At 68.3% G+C, this 18,933-nt stretch carries 16 protein-coding genes; 9 read left to right on the forward strand and 7 right to left on the reverse strand.

Features of this window, described 5'->3' with window-relative positions; translation table 11 throughout:
- The first annotated feature begins 38 nt into the window (after positions 1–38).
- Positions 39–497 carry a GlcG/HbpS family heme-binding protein gene (locus HUW53_RS02400; RefSeq protein ID WP_307499592.1) on the forward strand — a complete coding sequence of 153 codons (459 nt, stop codon included), beginning with the start codon at positions 39–41 and terminating at the stop codon, positions 495–497.
- A gap of 30 nt (positions 498–527) precedes the next feature.
- On the opposite strand, the gene HUW53_RS02405 is transcribed toward HUW53_RS02400, so the two are convergent.
- Complete coding sequence (locus HUW53_RS02405; RefSeq protein WP_237344153.1) at positions 528–1,118, reverse strand: malonic semialdehyde reductase; 591 nt, start codon at positions 1,116–1,118, stop codon at positions 528–530.
- A 227-nt stretch (positions 1,119–1,345) separates the two neighbouring features.
- On the opposite strand from HUW53_RS02405, the gene HUW53_RS02410 reads away from it, so the two are divergent.
- Positions 1,346–2,581: a pyridoxal phosphate-dependent aminotransferase gene (locus HUW53_RS02410; protein ID WP_237344154.1), complete on the forward strand. Its 1,236-nt coding sequence runs from the start codon at positions 1,346–1,348 to the stop codon at positions 2,579–2,581.
- 8 nt (positions 2,582–2,589) lie between these two features.
- Positions 2,590–3,666 carry an AbrB family transcriptional regulator gene (locus tag HUW53_RS02415; RefSeq protein WP_237344155.1) on the forward strand — a complete coding sequence of 359 codons (1,077 nt, stop codon included), beginning with the start codon at positions 2,590–2,592 and terminating at the stop codon, positions 3,664–3,666.
- On the opposite strand, the gene HUW53_RS02420 is transcribed toward HUW53_RS02415, so the two are convergent.
- Together HUW53_RS02420 and HUW53_RS02425 are read right to left on the reverse strand one after the other, a co-directional pair.
- Positions 3,654–4,409 carry a M48 family metallopeptidase gene (locus HUW53_RS02420; protein ID WP_237344156.1) on the reverse strand — a complete coding sequence of 252 codons (756 nt, stop codon included), beginning with the start codon at positions 4,407–4,409 and terminating at the stop codon, positions 3,654–3,656. The two genes, HUW53_RS02415 and HUW53_RS02420, sit on opposite strands and share 13 nt — an antisense overlap.
- Before the next feature lie 73 nt (positions 4,410–4,482).
- Positions 4,483–5,931 carry a polyhydroxyalkanoate depolymerase gene (locus HUW53_RS02425; protein ID WP_370877758.1) on the reverse strand — a complete coding sequence of 483 codons (1,449 nt, stop codon included), beginning with the start codon at positions 5,929–5,931 and terminating at the stop codon, positions 4,483–4,485.
- A gap of 193 nt (positions 5,932–6,124) precedes the next feature.
- Here HUW53_RS02425 and HUW53_RS02430 point away from each other — a divergent pair, with 193 nt between their 5' ends.
- Both HUW53_RS02430 and HUW53_RS02435 read left to right on the forward strand, forming a co-directional pair.
- Positions 6,125–7,492, forward strand: a complete 1,368-nt coding sequence (locus HUW53_RS02430; protein WP_237344157.1) for an ActS/PrrB/RegB family redox-sensitive histidine kinase — start codon at positions 6,125–6,127, stop codon at positions 7,490–7,492.
- A gap of 94 nt (positions 7,493–7,586) precedes the next feature.
- Positions 7,587–8,141, forward strand: coding sequence for an ActR/PrrA/RegA family redox response regulator transcription factor (locus tag HUW53_RS02435; RefSeq protein ID WP_237344158.1), 555 nt, complete (start codon positions 7,587–7,589; stop codon positions 8,139–8,141).
- Between the two features lie 227 nt (positions 8,142–8,368).
- Here the strand turns inward: HUW53_RS02435 and HUW53_RS02440 are convergent, their stop codons facing one another.
- On the reverse strand, positions 8,369–8,845 hold the full coding sequence (locus HUW53_RS02440; protein WP_237344159.1) for an MmcB family DNA repair protein: 477 nt from the start codon (positions 8,843–8,845) through the stop codon (positions 8,369–8,371).
- Positions 8,842–9,732, reverse strand: a complete 891-nt coding sequence (locus tag HUW53_RS02445; RefSeq protein ID WP_237344160.1) for a YihY/virulence factor BrkB family protein — start codon at positions 9,730–9,732, stop codon at positions 8,842–8,844. The genes HUW53_RS02440 and HUW53_RS02445 overlap by 4 nt, the downstream gene beginning before the upstream one ends.
- A gap of 193 nt (positions 9,733–9,925) precedes the next feature.
- Between HUW53_RS02445 and HUW53_RS02450 the strand changes: the two genes are divergently transcribed.
- Positions 9,926–11,017: an FUSC family protein gene (locus tag HUW53_RS02450; RefSeq protein ID WP_237344161.1), complete on the forward strand. Its 1,092-nt coding sequence runs from the start codon at positions 9,926–9,928 to the stop codon at positions 11,015–11,017.
- A 114-nt stretch (positions 11,018–11,131) separates the two neighbouring features.
- The gene (locus HUW53_RS02455; RefSeq protein ID WP_237344162.1) at positions 11,132–12,823 is read left to right on the forward strand and encodes an acyl-CoA dehydrogenase family protein; all 1,692 of its coding nucleotides are present in this window, start codon (positions 11,132–11,134) and stop codon (positions 12,821–12,823) included.
- 153 nt (positions 12,824–12,976) lie between these two features.
- Here the strand turns inward: HUW53_RS02455 and HUW53_RS02460 are convergent, their stop codons facing one another.
- Together HUW53_RS02460 and HUW53_RS02465 are read right to left on the reverse strand one after the other, a co-directional pair.
- Positions 12,977–13,576: a prolyl-tRNA synthetase associated domain-containing protein gene (locus tag HUW53_RS02460; RefSeq protein WP_237344163.1), complete on the reverse strand. Its 600-nt coding sequence runs from the start codon at positions 13,574–13,576 to the stop codon at positions 12,977–12,979.
- A gap of 236 nt (positions 13,577–13,812) precedes the next feature.
- On the reverse strand, positions 13,813–14,085 hold the full coding sequence (locus HUW53_RS02465) for a hypothetical protein (protein ID WP_237344164.1): 273 nt from the start codon (positions 14,083–14,085) through the stop codon (positions 13,813–13,815).
- A gap of 792 nt (positions 14,086–14,877) precedes the next feature.
- Here HUW53_RS02465 and HUW53_RS02475 point away from each other — a divergent pair.
- Both HUW53_RS02475 and ppc read left to right on the forward strand, forming a co-directional pair.
- Entirely contained in the window at positions 14,878–15,678 is an 801-nt protein-coding gene (locus HUW53_RS02475) for a hypothetical protein (protein WP_237344165.1), read from the forward strand.
- 179 nt (positions 15,679–15,857) lie between these two features.
- On the forward strand, positions 15,858–18,731 hold the full coding sequence (gene ppc, locus HUW53_RS02480) for a phosphoenolpyruvate carboxylase (RefSeq protein WP_370877757.1): 2,874 nt from the start codon (positions 15,858–15,860) through the stop codon (positions 18,729–18,731).
- Positions 18,732–18,933 lie beyond the last annotated feature (202 nt).

The raw sequence follows: 18,933 nt of genomic DNA on the forward strand, positions 1-18,933 counted from the left end.
GGGCCCGGCGCCCGTCCCGATCCGGAAGGAGATGCCCCGTGACCGCTACCGCCGTGAGCGCCGCCGACCTCACCCTCGATGCCGCGCAGACCATGGTCACAGCCGCCCTCGCCCATGCGCGGGCGCAGCAGATGAACCCGCTTGCGGTGTGCGTGCTGGATGCGCGCGGCGCCCTCAAGGCGTTCGCGGCGGAGGATGGCAGCAGCCTGCGGCGCGCGGACATCGCCCGCGGCAAGGCCAATGGCGCCTTGTCCCTCGGCATGGGCTCGCGCGCGCTGTACCGGCGGGCGCAGGATCAGCCCTTCTTCATCAACGCGGCCACCGCCGCCATCGGCGGCTCGCTCATTCCGGTGCCGGGCGGCGTGCTCGTGCGCACGGCCGAGGGGCGGGTGATCGGTGTCGTCGGCATCTCCGGCGACACCTCGGACAATGACGAGGCCGCCGCCATGGCGGGCATCGCCGCGGCCGGCTTCACCGCCGATCCGGGCGTGGACTGATTCGCCCCGGATCGACGCCGGGTCGTCCGCTTAGAGGATCTGGGCGGCGTCCTCGAACGCCAGACGCGGCAGGCGGTCGAACAGCTTGCCGTGGTCTCCGTGCCCGAGGGCGGCGATGAAATTGGTCTTCACGGTGGTGCCGGGGAAGAATTCCGCATCCACCTTGGTGGCGTCGAAGCCCGACATGGGGCCCACATCGAGCCCCAGCGCCCGCGCGGCGATGATCAGATAGGCGCCCTGCAAGGACGAGTTGCGGAAGGCGTGGGGCTCCACCATCGCCGGGGTGTTCACGAACATGTCGCGCATGGCCGCATTGTGCGGGAACAGCTCGGGGATCTTGTCGTAGAACTTCAGGTCGTAGCCGATCAGCACGATCACCGGTGCCGCGAGCGCCTTGTGATTGCCAGCCGAAAGGGCGGGCTTCAGCCGCGCCTTGGCCGCCTCCGAGCGCACGAACACGAACCGGGCGGGCTGGGTGTTCAACGACGTGGGGCCGAACTTCACGATATCATACAGGGCGCGCAGCTCGGCGTCGGTCACCGGCTCATCGGTCCAGCCGTTGTGGGAGCGGGCGTCGAGGAACAGCTGGTGGAGGACGGACGGGTCGATTTTCGTGGGCATCGGGGGCTCCGGAGGGCGGGGGTGTAATGGCGGGGCAGCCAGGGCGGTCGCCATCGATCTAGGAAGCGGCCGGTGCGCCAACAACGGCCGCGTTTGCAAGACCGCATTGCGGTAGTGCAAATCAATCGTCTCGGGTGATGGCAATATCACGCGAATTGATGGGCCATGGCGCGCCTGTGCCTCTATGGTCCGCGTAGCCCGGTCAGCCGCTTCTCAAGATGAGTCCCATGCCGTCCCCGATCCCCGCCGTTTCCGTTGATCCCTATCTCGACCGCGTGCGCGCGAACATTCTCGCCCTGCCCGAGAGCGGCATCGTCGAGGTGATGAATTATGGCCGCTCGCGGGAGGGGATGATTCCCCTTTGGGCGGGGGAAGGCGACGTGCCGACTCCGGCCTTCATCTGCGACGCGGCGGCCGCCGCCTTGCACGCGGGCGAGACCTTCTACACCTGGCAGCGGGGCCTGCCGGAGCTACGCGCCGCCATCGCCCGCTACATGGCGCGCATCTATGGCGTGCCGGAAGATCCGGAGCGCTATTTCGTCACCGGATCGGGCATGCAGGCCATTCTGGTGGCCTTCTCCATCGCCCTCGGGGCGGGGGACGAGATTCTTCTGCCCTCACCCATCTGGCCCAATGCGGCGGCGGGTGCGCAGAAGCTCGGCGCGGTGCCGGTTCATGTGCCGCTGGCCTACGGCGCGGAAGGCTTTTCCCTCGATATCGGCCGGCTGGAAGCGGCGGTGACGCTGCGGACCCGCGCCATCTTCCTGAACACGCCGGGCAATCCCACCGGCTTCGTCGCCACCCGCGCGGAGCTGGAGGCGGTGCTCGCCTTCGCCCGCCGTCACGGCCTATGGATCATCGCCGACGAGATCTATGGCCGCTTCTATTATGGCGAGGGGACGCGCGCGCCGTCGTTCCACGACGTGATGAGCGCCGACGACCATATTCTGTTCGTGCAGACCTTCTCGAAGAACTGGGCCATGACCGGTTGGCGCATCGGCTGGATCGAGGCCGACCCCCGGCTCGGGCAAATCATCGAGAACCTCATTCAGTATTCCACCTCGGGGGTCGCCGCCTTCATGCAGCGGGGGGCCGTCGCGGCGCTGGAATTGGGCGAGCCGTTCGTGGCCGAGCAGATCGCCCGCGCCCGCCACGGCCGCGACATCGTCGCCGACGCGCTGCTTGCCACCGGCAAGGTGGACCTCGTGAAGCCGGACGGCGCCTTCTATCTGTTCTTCGGGATCGAGGGATATCGGGATGTGCGCCGGCTCGGCCTCACCTTGGTGGACGAGGCCAATGTGGGCATCGCGCCCGGCACCGCCTTCGGCGCCGGCGGCGCGGGCTTCATGCGCCTGTGCTTCGCCCGCGGCGCGGCCCAGCTCACCGAGGCGGCGCGCCGCCTGTCGGGCTGGATCGAGGCCAATGGGGCTGCCGCGGGGGCAGACTCCGGCCGTCGGGCCTGAGCGCATCCATGAGAGGGCCTTCCTCCGCGTTGCTGCGGGCGGCATGGGGCGCCGTGCTCACCCTTGGCGCTGGCGCCGTCGGTGGCGCCGTGTTCTCGGTGCTCGGGCTGCCGGCGGCGTGGATTTCCGGCGCGCTGGTGTTCACCATCGCCCTGGCCGTGGCCGGCGTGCCGGTGGCGGTGCCGGAATGGGCCCGTTTTCTCGCCTATACGGTGCTGGGCACCTCCATGGGCACGGTGCTCACGCCCGACATGCTGGCGCGTGCCGGCTCCTGGCCGGTCAGCATGGCGTGCCTCGCCGCCAGCGTGGTGGGCACCATGGCGGGCGGCGCGCTGTTCCTCACCCGCGTGGGCGGCTGGTCGGTCGAGACCGCCTTCTACGCGTCCGCGCCGGGGGCGTTTTCCACCGTGCTCGCGATGGCCGAGGAAACCCGCGCCGATTTGCGCAAGGTGGCCTTCGCCCAGACTTTGCGTCTGTTCCTGCTGGTGGCGGCGCTGCCTAATGTGCTCGGCGCCACGGGTCTTTCGGGCGGCGGGTTCCACCCCCCGCCCCATGTCTCGCCGGTGTGGGATCTGGCGATCCTGTTCGTGGTGTCCGCGCTCGCCGGACTGGCGGCGGCGGCGCTCAAGGTGCCGGGCGGGCTCATTTTAGGCGCACTCGCCGGCAGCGCCACCTTGCACATTGGCGGATGGTCCGATGCGGTGGTGCCTCCGGCGCTTCTGCTGCCGGCGTTCGTGGTGCTGGGCGCGGGCGTGGGCGCGCGCTTTCTCGGCACCAGCCTGTCGGCGCTCCGGTCCTATTTCTGGGTGTCGCTGGGGGCGTTCCTGGTGGCGCTCACAGTTGCCACCATGTGCGCCTTGCTCGCGGCATGGCTGACCGGCGATGATCTGGGCAAGCTGCTGACGGCGTTCTCGCCCGGAGCCCTGGAGGCGATGACCGCGCTCGGCTTCGCCATGGGCTACGACCCGGCCTTCATGAGCGCCCACCATCTGTTCCGCTTCGCGGGGCTTTCGGTGGCGCTGCCGGTGGCCGCGCATCTCCTGTTCCGCATCGAGCGGCGGGTGGAGGACGATCACTCTCCATAGCGGTGCAGGCTGGCGCCATGGTGGCGCAGCCAGCTTTCCGCCTCGCGGCGGGCCGGGAAGATGCGCTCCACCGCGGCCCAGAAGCGCGGCCCGTGGTTCAGCTCCAGCCGGTGCGCCACCTCATGCGCGGCGAGGTAGTCCAGCACGAACGGCGGCGCCATGATGAGGCGCCAGGAAAAGGAGAGGTCGCCTCGGGCCGAGCAGGAGCCCCAGCGGCTGGAGGTATCGCGCAGGGTAATGCGCCCCACCTCCACCCCGAGCGCCAGCGCATGGCGGCGCACGGCGGCGGTGAGGTCGCGCCGCGCTTCGCGCTTCATGTGATCGACGACCCGGCGCGCCACATGCGGCGCCGCGCCGGCGACATGCAGGGCGGGGGCGCCGGTGGCATCGGTGCCGGTCCGCAGCGTGCCGCGTTCCTGCGGGACATGGATGACCCGGTGCGGTTCCCCTCGCAGCGGGACAAGGGCGCCGTCCTCGAAGCGCACCACGTCCGGCAGGCGGCCCAGCCGCACCCGGATCCATTCCCGGTGCCGCCGAACGAAATCGCCGGCGGCGGCGAGGGTGACATGGGGCGGAGCCGTCACGGTGACGTCCCGCGTGGCGGAGCGCACGCGCAGGGTGAGCCGCCGGGCCTGCGGGTGCCTGCGGACGGACACGCAGAGTTCCTCGCCCTCAAGCTCAAGGGCGATGGCTTCGCAGCGCTTCTGCGGCGCTTTCAGATCCGGGCGACGAAACAACGGCATGAGGGCACCATGAAAGATGAGCCTAATGACGATTCAATGTCATTGTCTCTAGAAATGGCGCCCCCGACTAGAGCTAAGGTGCAGCATTCCGGGGATAAAGTGAAGTGACGTTTGCGGGCAATGCGAACACGTCAGGCTCGTCTGCCGCGTCCGCCGGCTCTGAACGCGACCTTGCCCGCGCCTCCACCATGCCGTCGTACGTCGCCCCGCGCGGATATTCGACACTCAGGATGAAATCGGTGATGCGGGGAGCGATCTCAGCCCGGAAGCGGGAGCCGTTGAAGACGCCATAATGGCCGACGCCCGGCTGTTCCCAATGGACCCGCCGGTCTTCGGGAATGCGCGGGCACAATCTGTGCGCCGCCTTGGTCTGGCCGATGCCGGAGATGTCGTCCTTTTCCCCCTCCACCGTCATCAGCGCCACCCGATGGATGGCTTCGGGCTTCACCATCTGGCCGTGGTGCAGGATCTCGCCCTTCGGCAGGGCATGGGTGACGAACACGTTCTCGACGGTTTCGAGATAGAACTCGGCGGTCAGGTCCATCACCGCGAGGTATTCGTCATAGAAGTCGCGGTGCTTTTCCACCGAATCGCCGTCGCCCTTCACCAGATGGGTGAACAGGTCCCAATGGGCCTGGACGTGACGGTCAAGATTCATATGCATGAAGCCGTTGAGTTGCAGGAAGCCGGGATAGACCTCCCGCAATGCGCCGGGATGCGTCCACGGAACGGCGGTGATGACGTTGCGGCGGAACCAGTCGATGCCGCGATCCTGGGCGAGGGCGTTGACCGCGGTAGGCGCCTCGCGGGTGTCTATGGGCCCGCCCATGAGGGTCATGGACCTCGGCACATAGGGGTCTTCCTCCGCCTCCATGCGGGCCACCGCCATCATCACCGGAACCGCCGGCTGGCACACCGCCATAACGTGGCAGTCGCCGCCCAGGCGGTGGAAGATGGAAATGAGGTAGTCCACATAATCGGACAGGCCGAACCGGCCCTCGGCGAGGGGCACCAGCTTGGCGTCCACCCAGTCGGTCACATAGACGTCGTGGTTGGGCAGCATGGCCTCCACGGTGCCGCGCAGCAAAGTGGCGTGGTGGCCCGACACCGGCGCCACCACCAGCAGCTTGGGCTGCGGGCGAACCGGGGGATGCTCGAACGCCCGTTCGAAATGCAGCAGGTTGCAGAAGGGGCGGCGCCACACGGTGTTGAGGTGCACCGGCACGCGCTGGCCTTCCACCACGGTTTCGGCGATACCCCAATCGGGTTTTCCGTAACGTCGCGTGGTGCGCTCGAACAATTCGCAGGCCGCCGCCATGGATTTGCCGAGGGTGGTGTGGGAGGCCGGATTGATGGGGTTCTTCAGGAGCAGGCGGCTGGCGTCCGCCATGGCGCGGGAGGGGTTGAGCGCGGCGTGTCCGATCTCGTAGAGCCAGTAGAGCGGCGCTGAATAACCGGCCTCCATCCCAAACTCGCGTTGAGTCGGGCGGCGGGTCGAGCCCGCGAAATCTCCAATCGCCATCGGCGTTCCTCACTTTATTGTGCGTTTCTCGCATTATTTTAGGATCTGAGCCTGTGCCCTCTTTCCTATTTGGTCAATGCCGACAAAAGAAATAGGCAGGCCTTGCCGTGAACTATGGCCAAGATGTCACATTGTCGCGTATTGCGACGGTCAGTGTTGCGCCTGAAACCCTGCCGGAAAGTGAAGACTCCCAATGAATCCCGCTTTCGCTCCGCCGCTGCACGGGCGCTCCTTCGGGCTCCGGTTGGACACCTTGATTCGTCTGCGCTGGCTTGCGGTGGCGGGCCAGATCGCCGCGCTGGTAGTGGTGCGGCTGCTTTTGGGCTTTCCGCTGCCGCTGGCGCCGTGTTTTGCGGTCGTCGCCCTGTCGGCGCTGGTGAATGTGCTGCTGCGCATCAAGTATCCGGTGGCGCGACGCCTCAGCGATACTGCCGCCGGCCCGCTGCTCGCCTATGACCTGCTCCAGCTCACGGCGCTGCTGTACCTCACCGGAGGGCTCAAGAATCCGTTCGCGCTGCTCTATCTCGCCCCGGTGATGATCTCGGCCACCGCGCTGGCCTGGAGCACCACGGTGCTGCTGGGCATTCTGGCGGCGGCAAGCGCCGGCGCGGTCGGGCTGTGGGCGCGGCCGCTGCCTTGGGCGGGGGAGGCGCTGCCGGTGTTGCCGGAGCTGTATCTCGCCGGCATCTGGGTGGCGCTCACGGTCTCCATCGGCTTCATCGGCCTGCATGCGTGGCGGGTGGCGGAGGAGGCTCGGGAATTGGCGGATGCCCTTGCGGCAACCGAACTGGTGCTGGCGCGGGAGCAGCATCTGTCGGCCATCGACGGGCTGGCGGCGGCGGCGGCGCACGAACTGGGCACGCCGCTGTCGACCATCGCCCTGGTGGTGAAGGAGATGCAGCGCGCCATGCCGCCCGGCGCGTCCTACGCGGAGGATGTGGCCTTGCTGCGCGACCAGGTGGCGCGCTGCCGCGACATCCTGCAAACGCTCACCTCGCTGCGCTCCGGCGATGCGCCGTTCGATCGCATGCCGGTGCGGGTGCTGCTGGAGGAAGTGGCCGAGCCGCACCGCAATTTCGGCATCGCCATTGTCATCAACGCGCCCGGCCGCCCCAGCGACCCGGTGATCAACCGCAATCCGGGCCTGCTCTACGGGCTTGGCAACCTGGTGGAGAATGCGGTGGATTTCGCCCGTTCGCGGGTCGATATCGCGGCCGAATGGACCCCCACCAGCCTCGTCATCGTGGTGGAGGACGACGGGCCGGGCTTCTCGCCCGAGGTGAGCGCGCGCATCGGCCAGCCCTATGTGACCTCCCGCGCCCGCGAGCGGCAGGAGGACCGCCAGGACGCGGACGAGGAGAGCGGGTTGGGCCTCGGGTTTTTCATCGCCAAGACCCTGCTGGAGCGGACCGGCGCCAGCCTCACCTTCGAAAACCGCCCGCTCCCGGCGAGCGGGGCGTCCATACGGATCACTTGGCCCCGGCGTGCATTGGCCTTAGAACTGGATCGCGACGCGACAAAGGGACGCGGACCGGACTATTCTGCCTCCGAAGGCGCGTAAAAGCGGACACGGAAACGCCCCGTTCCAGCACGCCATTGTTTTTTGCTGTTCAGGCGCAGTGCACAGCGCCCCCGGATGTCGAGGACACATAACGATGAATGAAACGACGCCGCTCGAAGTGGGAGAAGACCGCACGGTCCTGATCGTCGACGACGATCGCTCCTTCCTGCAGCGCCTCGCGCGGGCCATGGAGGCGCGCGGCTTCCTGGTCGCCACCGCCGAAACCGTGGCCGATGGCCTCGCCCAGGTGGAGCAGGCGGCGCCTGCCTTCGCGGTGGTGGACATGCGGCTCGGCGACGGCACCGGCCTCGACGTGATTTCCGCCTTGAAGAAGCACCGCCCCGGCGCCCGCGCCATCGTGCTCACCGGCTACGGCAATATTGCCACGGCCGTCACCGCCGTGAAGCTCGGCGCGGTGGACTATCTCGCCAAGCCCGCCGACGCCGATGACGTGGTGGCCGCGCTGATCGCCTCGGGCGATCACAAGCCCCATCCGCCGGAAAATCCCATGTCCGCCGACCGGGTGCGCTGGGAACACATCCAGCGCGTCTATGAATTGTGCGGACGCAACGTGTCGGAGACGGCGCGCCGCCTGTCCATGCATCGGCGCACGCTGCAGCGTATCCTGGCCAAGCGCGCCCCGCGCTGAGCGGACGGGCCGTCATCGGCGGAACTTGGTTCAAAGGCTGGTCGCGGGTTGATGCGGGCGGTCCCAAAGGGCATTTGCGCGGCCACAGGCCCTGTGGCGCCGGCCGCGGATGGCCTTTCGCGCATGGGCGTCGGGACGTATGGTCATCGCCGGACCGGCAACGCGGGAGCGCCAACGTGGGACCGGCAACGTGGGACCGGCAACGGCTTGGCGCCGCACGTCCGACCTCAGATGTCGAGCCGCAGCAGGTCCGGGTCGTGGAGGGCGGCGAGGCGGTTGGCGGCGGTGCGGGCGAAGCGCAGGGTCAGGGCCTTGCGCGTCGCCGCCGGCAAGGCGTGGCGCGGCGGTGGCCGCAGCAGCTCGGCGCCGAAGGCGTCCGCCACCAGCAGGCCGGTCTCCTGCGGCAGGATCTCGACCGGAAAGCCGAGCGGCACCGCGAACAGCAGCCGGTCGCAAAAGGCGCGGTATTCCGGCCATTTGCCATCGGTGCGGAAGTCCTGCACCGAGGACTTGATCTCGATGATGGAGATCTCGCCGCGCCCATCGAGGGCCAGCACATCGGCGCGCCGGCCGGAGGCGAGGGAAAACTCCGTCACCCCGACCACCCCGTGGGCCGCCAGATGGCGCAGCACCCCCCGCTGCACCGCCAGCGCGGTGGGAGATTGCCGCCCGTCCGGCCGCGGCTGGGGTTCGCTCTGCCTCACGTCTGCGCGCCCTCGGACAGACGTTCGCGGGCCAGCCGCTCGTCGTCCACCGGCTGGTGCGCCTTGTCGTCGCGCGAGATCGCGGCGTTGAGCTCGCCGCCGAACACGAAGATGGACGCGGTCAGGTAAAGGAACACGAGCGCGATCATCACCGAGGCGAGGCCGGCATAGGTGGTGACGTAATTGGCGGGAAATTCCGACAGATACATGCCGAAGGCGGAGGCGGCCACGAGCCACAGCACCAGGGTGACGAGGATGCCGGGCGCAACCTCCGCCAGACGGCGCCGGCCCGCCGGCAGCCACAGATGGGCCACCACCAGCGCCACCACGAGAATGATGGAGGTGGCGGCGAAACGGGCCAGGGTGACGATGTGGGAGAACGGCTTCAAGGCCGGAAGCTGCACTACCGCGGCGTGCCACAGCAGCGGCCCGAGCACCACCAGGAACGACAAGGCGAGGATGGCCGCCGCCGACAGCAGCACATAGCCGATGGATTCCAGGCGCAGCCAGTACCAGGCGCGCTCCTCCTTCTTGCCGTAGGCGCGGTTGAGGCCGATGCGCAGGCTCTCGATGCCATTGGAGGAGAAGTAGAGGGCGAGCAGCACGCCATAGGTGAGCGCATCCGTGCGCACCTGGTTCACCACATTGTAGATCTCGCGTGAGATGGGGTCGGCCACCTGCTGGGGCCAGCTTTCGAGCAGCAGCGGGATGGTCTCGGCCGCCAGCGGTCGCAGATCCAGGAAGCCGGCCAGGGCGGTCACGAAGATCAAGAACGGAAACAGCGACATGAGCGCCGACAGCGCGATGTGGCTGGAGATCGCCCAGCCGTCGTCGGCGCTGAAGGTCCACACCGCGTCCAGGACGATACGGATGATGCGTCGCAGCATGAGAGGTTCCGTTAGCTCATGCGACACATCGGGCTTTCCCTCGCGATTGGCAAGCCGCAGCGATGCCGCGCGCCGCACCCGCGCGGGTGCTTGAGTTTGGGCGCGGATTCGGTGATCAGCAGGCGCGGGCCGCGCGCGGCCCCGTCCTTCGGCGTTGGCCGCTCCGGCGCCCGCCCCAGAGAGTGGGTGTTGCATGCCTTCCTTCCTGCCCCGGCGCCTCGGCGCGGTTTTCGCGCCCAGCCATTACAAGCTCGGCCTGAAGGCGGCGGTGGCGGCGCTCGCCTCCTATGGGGTCGCCTATGGCCTCAATCTGCCGAACGGCTATTGGGCGGTGCTGACCGCGATCCTGGTGGTGCAGTCCACCATCGGGGCGAGCCTGTCGGTGGCCATCGATCGCGGGCTGGGCACGGTGGTGGGCGGCATCGTCGGGGTCATCGCGGCGACACTGGCCGGGCCGTCGGCGATCCTCACCATCGTGGCGCTGGGCGTGGCGGTCATCATCACCAGCACGCTGGCGGCCAAGTTCTCCAGCTACAAGCTGGCGCCGGTGACGGCGGTGATCGTCCTGCTCTCGGACCCCACCCATGTGGACCCGTGGATTTCGGGCCTGCATCGGGTGTTCGAGATCGGGCTCGGCGGGGCGGTCGGGGTGCTGTGCGCGCTGCTGATCCTGCCGGCGCGGGCGGTGTTCTTCCTGTTTCCCCAATGCGCGTCGGCGGTGAAGCTGTGCGCGGCCTTGCTGGGGCTGGGCCGCGACGGCCTGCTGGGGCGGGGGTTCGATTCGGCCCGCATGGATGTCCTCAACGCCGACGCGCGCAAGGCGCTGCGGGCCGCCGATGCCCGCATCGCCGAGGCGCGGGCGGAGCAGGCCTTGTCCGGGCATGCCGATCCCACGCCGGTGGTGCGGGCGTGCCGGCGGCTGTGGCACTCGGTCATCATCCTGCTGCGGGGCACCGACACGGTTCTGTCGGCGCGGTTCGCGGCGCTGCTGGGGCCGGGCCTCGACCAGGCGGTGTCCGGGCTGACGGCTTATATGGACGTGGTGGCGCGGGCCCTCGACGGGGAGCGGGGCGCCGATCTGTCCGGCCCCGCGGAAGCCGCACGGGCCGCGGTGGTCGCCCTCGACGGCGAGGTGGAGCGGCTCAACGCCGCCGGCGCCTTCGACGCGGCGAGCGGGGCCGAGCTGCGCGTGGTGTTCGCCGCCATTTCCGCCTGTGGCCACATGATGGAGAATCTCGACGAGCTGGTGGCGCGCCTGAAGGATGTGGAGGGGCTGCCGGATTGAGGTCCGGCACCGCCCCGCCCCGTCCAGGGCCGCCACGGCTCAAGTCCGACATTGCTTTGGACGCGTTCCCGAGCAAGATACATTTTCGCGATGCACAAAGGGAGATCATCGTCCATGTCCGCCAGCGCCGCTTTCCGTCCGGTCGATCAGAGCCCCATCGACGCGGTCGCCCTTGGCCGAGCCGCAACGGCGCGCCTCGAAAAGCTGTTGGCGGAAGCGACCTCCGCCGTGCGGGCGCGGGTGACCGACGGCCCGAAGATCTCCTCCGCCTTGCTGGAGCAGGAGCAGCGCGCTACCCATGGCCTCGCCTGGTTCGCCACCTATGTCTTCTCGGTGCGCGAGCTGGTGCATTATGCCGACCGGCTGACCGAGATGGGCAAGTTCGGGGCGACCGAGAAGCTGATCGTGCAGATCGGCCTTGGCGAATACGTCGCCCAGATCCTCGGCGGCATTCCCATGAGCCAGGGCGAGATCGTGCGTCTCACCGACCTGTATGTGCCGGTGGAGAGCGTCCAGGCCCTGGCGGCGGAAGCGGCGATCGCGACCCTGGCCGCGCACGGCAACACCGCAGCCTCGCGGGCGGCGCTGGCCGACATCATCCGTGGCGACCATCCCACCGGCACCATCGGCGAGGCTGGCCTCGACGAGACGCTGGAGGCCATGCGCACCGAGATGCACCGCTTCGTCGATGCGGAAGTGGCCCCGTATGCCCACGAGTGGCACCTGAAGAATGACTACATCCCGCTCGAAATCATCGCCCAGCTTTCGGAGATGGGCGTGTTCGGCCTCACCATTCCGGAGGAGTTCGGCGGCCTCGGCCTGCCCAAGGAGGCCATGTGCGTGGTCACCGAGGAATTGTCGCGCGGCTATATCGGCGTCGGCTCGCTCGGCACCCGCTCCGAGATCGCGGCCGAGCTGATTCTCGCCGGCGGGACGGATGAGCAGAAAGGCCAGTATCTGCCGAAGATCGCCTCCGGCGAGATCCTGCCCACGGCGGTGTTCACCGAGCCCAACACCGGGTCCGACCTCGCCTCGCTCCGCACCCGCGCGGTGCGCGAGGGCGACCTCTACAAGGTGTCGGGCAACAAGACCTGGATCACCCATCCGGTCCGCGCCGACATCATGACCCTGCTGGTGCGCACCAATCCCAGCGAGCCGGGCTACAAGGGCTTGTCCATCCTCCTGGCTGAGAAGCCGCGCGGCACCGACGAAAACCCGTTTCCGGCCGAGGGCATGACCGGCGGCGAGATCGAGGTGCTGGGCTATCGCGGCATGAAGGAATACGAGATCGGCTTCGACGGCTTCACCGTGCCGGCGCAGAACCTGCTCGGCGGCGAGGAGGGGCAGGGCTTCAAGCAGCTCATGACCACCTTCGAGAGCGCCCGCATCCAGACCGCCGCCCGCGCCGTTGGCGTGGCCCAGGCGGCGATGGAGGTGGGGCTGAAATATGCCGAGGAGCGCATCCAGTTCGGCAAGCCGCTCATCGCCTTCCCGCGCGTGGCCGACAAGATCGTGATGATGGCGGTGGAGACCATGATCGCCCGCCAGATCACCTATTTCGCCGCCCGCGCCAAGGACGAGGGGCGCCGCACCGATCTGGAGGCCGGCATGGCCAAGCTGCTCGGCGCCCGCGTCGCCTGGGCGGCGGCGGACAATGCCTTGCAGATCCATGGCGGCAACGGCTTCGCGCTGGAATATCCGGTGTCGCGCATCCTGTGCGACGCGCGCATCCTCAACATCTTCGAGGGCGCGGCGGAGATCCAGGCCCAGGTCATCGCCCGCCGCCTGCTCGACGGCGGCAACTGAGGGCAAAAAGCCCGCGCCGGGTGGCCGGCGCGGGTGCTGTCCGGATGTGTACGGGTAGCGGCCCATCCGCCGGCTTCCCGTCCTCCCGTTTTCCGTCGTGGTTTTACGTTGGGGAATGCCGTTTCGTGGTCTCGCCGCGCGGGTGGTCGGGCGTCAACCCTCGGCGGGGGCGTCGGCCGGCAGCGTCTCCAGGTCCAGCAGCACGGGCACATGTCCGGTCAGGGCCAGGAAGGTCCGCAGGGCGTCGGGGCTCAGCACGGTGGTGCGGGTGTTGGTGAGCGGGTGGCAGCCGATGGCGTCGGCCCGCAGCAGCGCCGCGTCGATGGCCACGGTGACGCGGTGTTCGGGATCGTTGGCGAGGGCCAGCAAGGTTACCGATCCCGGCAGCACGCCCAGGCGCTTGAACAAGGCTTCGGGCGAGGCGAAGGACAGCGCGCCCCGCGCGCCCAAAGGGGTTCGCAGGCGCTTGAGTTTCACGTCCGCGTCGGCGGCCAGGGTGACAAGAAAATAGGTCTTCTTGGCATCGCGCAGGAACAGATTCTTCGTCTGCGCTCCGGGCACGGCCCCGCGCAGACGCCTTGCGTCCGCCACGGTGTGCACCGGCGGGTGGGAGAAAGTTTCCGACGGAATGCCGTAGGCCGAAAGGCGCGCGAGCAGAACGTCAGGTGTCAGCGGTGGCATGAGATGGCCGACGCTCGGCGGCGGGCGCTGCTCTCCGCCGCCGGTTGCACCCGGCGCTGTCCTTGTCCTCATGAAAAGCCCCGTCGGAGGTCGTGGAAAACACTCCGGCTTGCGGACCCGCCACCGATTCCGGGACGATACGAAGATGGTTCGGCGCCGGTTCCGGTGAGCCTTGCCCCCGGTGAGTCTTGCCCGATGTGAGGCCTGCGCAATGGCCCAGGTCAAGGGCCTGCGGAATAACGACTCGAAGGACCCATGAGGCAAGCTCATGGGTCCTTGGATCCTGCCGGCTTGTGAATGCCGGGCGATCAGCGCAGCTTCATGAGGCAGGAGCCGGCGGCTTCGGCCGCGCCACGGGCGTCGCCCATGGACACGGTGCCGTTGCTCACCAGGGACTTGGTGACGCTGGTCACCAGGCCGCGCAGGTCGGAGGCGGCGGCCGCCTGGGGCGCGGCCGCCGCATAGATGGCCTGGCCGTTGGCATCGAGGCCGGCGGCGCATTTGTCGGCGCTGGCCTGATCGGCGAGGGCCGGCACGGTCATGACACCGAATGCGGCGCAGGCGAGGAGCAGCTTCTTCATGACAGGATCTCCAACACGGGAACACGGGCGCGCCGAAGGCGCGGCGACATGACGTGATTCTACCACGCGGGGGACGCCGCGCGCGCAGGTGTCAACACCCTCGGGGCGATCGCGTGACACGTCGATCCGGCCGCAAGGGCGTACCTCGGGCGAATCAGCGTCCACGCGATGCAAGGGGCGGTCGTGGGTCGTGTCTTGGGTCGTCTCAGCGCACGCCGACACGGTTGACCGGACCACCGGCATTCACGCCCGCACCGGGCGCGCCGACGCCAACACCCGGCGTGACGCCGACTCCCGGCGCTCCGGCGCCCGCCACACAGCCGGCCGGGTAGCCCGGGCGGGTGCAATGGACCGCGGCGCGGGCGGCAGGAGCCGTCGGACGCGCCACGCAGCCCTTTGGAACACCAGCGGATTTGCAGTAGACCACCGCAGAGGCCGGGGACACGAAGGCGATGCTGCCAAACGTGGCGGCCGTCATAAGAATCGCGGCAAAACGGGACATATTATACCTCACGGTGGGCCTGTCCGCGAGAAGGGCTACGTCGGACGCGGGCAGATCTCAATGTCAAAAGTTGACCGTATTGCCACCGGAGATACCTCCCGTGGCGGAACGAAAGCAGATAGATTTCACTTGGCAAGGCGGTCAGGGACGGGCCTTCGGGGGCGATGGTGAGTGAAGCGTACGAGACGGGAGCAGGGGGGCGGGCGGCGCCTCTGTGGCTGGCTGAAGCTGTAGGTGCCGAGGCGCGGGCTTGGATCCGGACACATCCGTCCTTCCCACGGGCCATGGCGTTGAGCGCGGCGTCGCTGGTCAATCTCTACAGTGGCAACCGCTTGATGAATCGGGTGCTGAACGATCGCGGACGCATGCTGTTCGGCTTCTTCGCGCTGTATCTGCATGCGCTGCCGGAAGCCGAGGGCGGAGGCCTTACGGTGAGCCGCATGGCGGCCCTGGCGGCGGAGACCGGCGTGTGCAGTCGGGGCCGGGCGAAGGCGATGCTGGCGCTGCTGCGGTGGGGCGGATATCTGACCCCTTCCGAGAGCGAGGGCGACCGGCGCGCGAAGCCGCTGGAGCCCACGTCGCGCATGGTGACCCAGCAGATTCACCGTTGGCAGCTGCAATATCGCTCCATCGCGATCCTCGACCCCAAGGTGGAGGAACTGGCGATGGTTTTGGGCGATAGGGCGGTCTTCAACGATGTCATGATCTGCCTGGGCGAAGCCTTCCGGTCCGGTCACCGGGTGCTGGACCAGGCTCCGGCGATCGCCGACATTGCCGATCGCGACAGCGGCATGATGATCCTGCTGGCGCTGTTCGTCGCCGAGCAGGGCGGGGAGGAGATGCCGTCCATCGCCGAGCTGGCGCGGCGGTTCCATGTCTCACGGGCCCATGTCCTGCAACTGCTGAAGGATGCCCAGGGCACCGGTCTCATGACGCGGGACGGCACCACCGGCGCCGGGCGTCTGACCGATCATGGGCACGAGGCGCTGGCGGATTTTTTTGCCGCGTCCTTCGCGTTTTTGCGCGGCACGGCCTATGCCGCGCTGGAGGCGATGGCGGCGCGGGCCGCCCCGGCGGCGGTCTCGGACTGATCCGCGGTCGCGGCCACCCTTTCGCTGCCGCCCGATTTCCAGGACACTGCAACGGGGCTCTCACGCGTCGCCGGGCAGGCCGGATTCGATTCGCCCCGGCGACGCATCACCACACGTTCGGAGCCTTCCGCGCGTCGCCACGGCACGCGGAAGGGGCTCGGCTGAAGATGGGGCGCGGCATGAGCTGCAAGGTGACGCCGGTGGACGCGGCAACGGACGGCCTGGAGCGGGCGAGCCATGAGGTGGCCCGTGAGGTGGCGCATGAGGAGATCCAGGATGAGATGCTGGACGACCTGCCGCTGAAGGCGGACATCCGCCTGCTCGGGCGCCTGCTGGGGGATACGGTGCGGGTGCAGGAGGGCGAGGACGTGTTCGACCTGGTCGAGCGCATCCGCCAGACCTCCATCCGTTTCCATCGCGCCGGCGACGAGGCCGCCCGCCGGGACCTGGAGGCGCTTCTGCCCCGGTTGTCGCCGGAGCGGGCGGTGGAGATCATTCGCGCCTTTTCCTATTTTTCGCACCTCGCCAATATCGCCGAGGACCAGCACCACATCCGCCGCGGCCGCGAAGCCGCCATCTCCGGGGCGCCGCCGGCGCCGGGGAGCCTCGCGCGCAGCCTGGCCCTGGCGCACGCGGCCGGCATCGACACGGCGCGCCTCATCGGCTTCTTCGGCGGCGCGCGGATCAGCCCGGTGTTGACGGCCCATCCCACCGAGGTGCGGCGCAAAAGCACCATGAATCGCGAGATGGAAATCGCCGGCCTGCTCGACCGGGGCGAGCGCATGGCCCTGACGCCGCAGGAAAAGGCGGAGGACGAGGAGGCCCTGCGCCGTGCCGTGCTCACCCTGTGGCAAACGCCGCTGCTGCGGCGCATCAAGCTCACGGTCCTGGACGAGGTGGCGAACGGCCTCTCCTATTACGATTACACCTTTCTCGACCAGTTGCCGCGGCTCTATTGCGCCATCGAGGACGCACTCGGCGCGGGGGAGGGGGCAGGGGAAGGGACACGGGACACGGACGGGCCAGATGTCAGCCTGCCCTCGTTCCTGCGCATGGGGAGCTGGATCGGCGGGGATCGCGACGGCAACCCCTTCGTCACCGCCGATGTGCTCCGCGAGACGGTGCGGCTGCACCGTTCGCGCATCTTCGCCCATTACGCCGCCGAGCTGGCGGCGCTTGGCGGAGAACTGTCGCTGGCGAGCCGACAGGTCGCGATCTCGCCGGAGCTGGAGGCGCTCGCCGCGCGGTCGGATGATCCGGTGCCGAGCCACCGGGAGGAGCCCTATCGGCTGGTGCTCTCCCACATCGCGTCGCGGGTGAAGGCCACCCGCCGTCAGCTCGACGGCCGGGGGATCGAAGCGGAGCCCTATGCCGACGCCGAGGCGCTGCGCGCCGACCTCGACGTGATCCATCGGTCCTTGTGCGCCAACAGGTCGCGCGTCCTGGCGCAGGGCCGGTTGCGGCGGTTGCGGCGGGCGGTGGACTGCTTCGGCTTCCATCTCGCCTGCGTGGACCTGCGGCAGAATTCCGACGTGCACGAGCGCACCGTGGCCGAGCTCCTGGAGAAGGTGGCGCCGGGCACGGCCTATGCGTCCCTGGACGAGAATGCGCGGGTGGACCTCCTGGTGCGGGAGCTGTCCACGGCGCGCCTGCTGTCCTCGCCGTTCGTGCCCTATTCGGAAGAGACGCGTTCCGAACTCGCCATCTTCCGCGAGGCGGCGGCGGCGCACCGGGCCGTGGGGCCGCTCGTCATCCCCAATGCCATCATCTCCAAGGCCGAAAGCGTGTCCGACCTGCTGGAAGTGGCGGTTCTGCTCAAGGAAGTGGGGCTGGTGTCCGCCGACGGCACCAGCGCGGTCAACATCATTCCCCTGTTCGAGACCATCGACGACCTGAAGGCGTGCGGCACGGTGATGGACCGCGCCCTGTCTTTGCCGGCCTACGCCCGGCTGGTGGCGAGCCGGGGCGGCGAGCAGGAGGTGATGCTCGGCTATTCCGACAGCAACAAGGACGGCGGCTTCGTCACCTCGGGCTGGGAATTGTACAAGGCGGAGATCGGCCTTCTGGACGTGTTCCGCGCCCATGGCGTGCGGCTGCGGCTGTTCCACGGGCGCGGCGGCTCGGTGGGGCGCGGCGGCGGCCCGAGCTACGACGCCATCCTCGCCCAGCCGGGCGGGGCGGTGAACGGGCAGATCCGCATCACCGAGCAGGGCGAGATCATTTCCTCCAAATATTCCCATCCGGAGGTGGGCCGGCGCAATCTGGAGATCCTGGTGGCGGCGACGCTGGAGGCCTCCCTGCTCCAGCCGGAGGAAAACGCGCCGCGGCCCGAATTCCTGAGCGCCATGGAGGAGATTTCCGATGAGGCGTACCGGGCCTATCGCCATCTGGTCTACGAGACCGAGGGGTTCGAGGATTATTTCTGGTCGTCCACGGTGATTTCCGAGATCGCCACCTTGAACATCGGCTCGCGCCCGGCCTCGCGGGCGAAGACGCGGGCCATCACCGCGCTCAGGGCCATTCCGTGGGTATTTTCCTGGGCTCAATGCCGGCTGATGCTGCCGGGATGGTACGGCTTCGGCACCGCGGTGGAGGCCTTCACCCAACGCCGCACCGATTATGGCCTCGCTTTTCTGGCGGCCATGTATCGCGAGTGGCCCTTCTTCCGCACCCAGCTTTCCAACATGGACATGGTGCTGGCCAAGAGCTCCTTGGCGGTGGCCTCGCGCTATGCGGAGCTGGTGCCGGACCCACACCTGCGCGCCGAGATCTTCGGCCGCATTCGGGCCGAGCACGCGCTGACGGTCAAGCATCTCAACGCCATCATGGACCAGGTGCGCCTATTGGAAGGCAACCCCGCGCTCGACCGCTCCATCCGCGCCCGCTTCCCTTATCTTGACCCGCTCAACCATCTGCAGATCGAGTTCCTGAAGCTCCACCGCGGGCAGGGGGCGGCGGCCGACGTGGCGGAGGACGCTGCGCGGGAGGAAATTCTGCACGGCATCCAGCTCTCCATCAACGGCATCTCCGCGGGCCTGCGCAACTCAGGTTGAAGATGGCGTCTTCGCATCGCTCCGGCTGGATCCGCGTCCAGCCGGAGCGTGTTCAATGAAATCTATCGAACGCCATCATGTGATAGATAAATAATCATATTGAAATCATGATCCCCGCCATGGATGGATGCATGCGCCGGCGACATCCAATATCCGCCGGATCGTGCGCGTGGAGGCGGTTAACTCCCATATCTTCTTTATC

Origin of the sequence: Xanthobacter agilis (genome assembly GCF_021730435.1) — a bacterium.
Classification (GTDB): Bacteria; Pseudomonadota; Alphaproteobacteria; order Rhizobiales; family Xanthobacteraceae; genus Xanthobacter; species Xanthobacter agilis.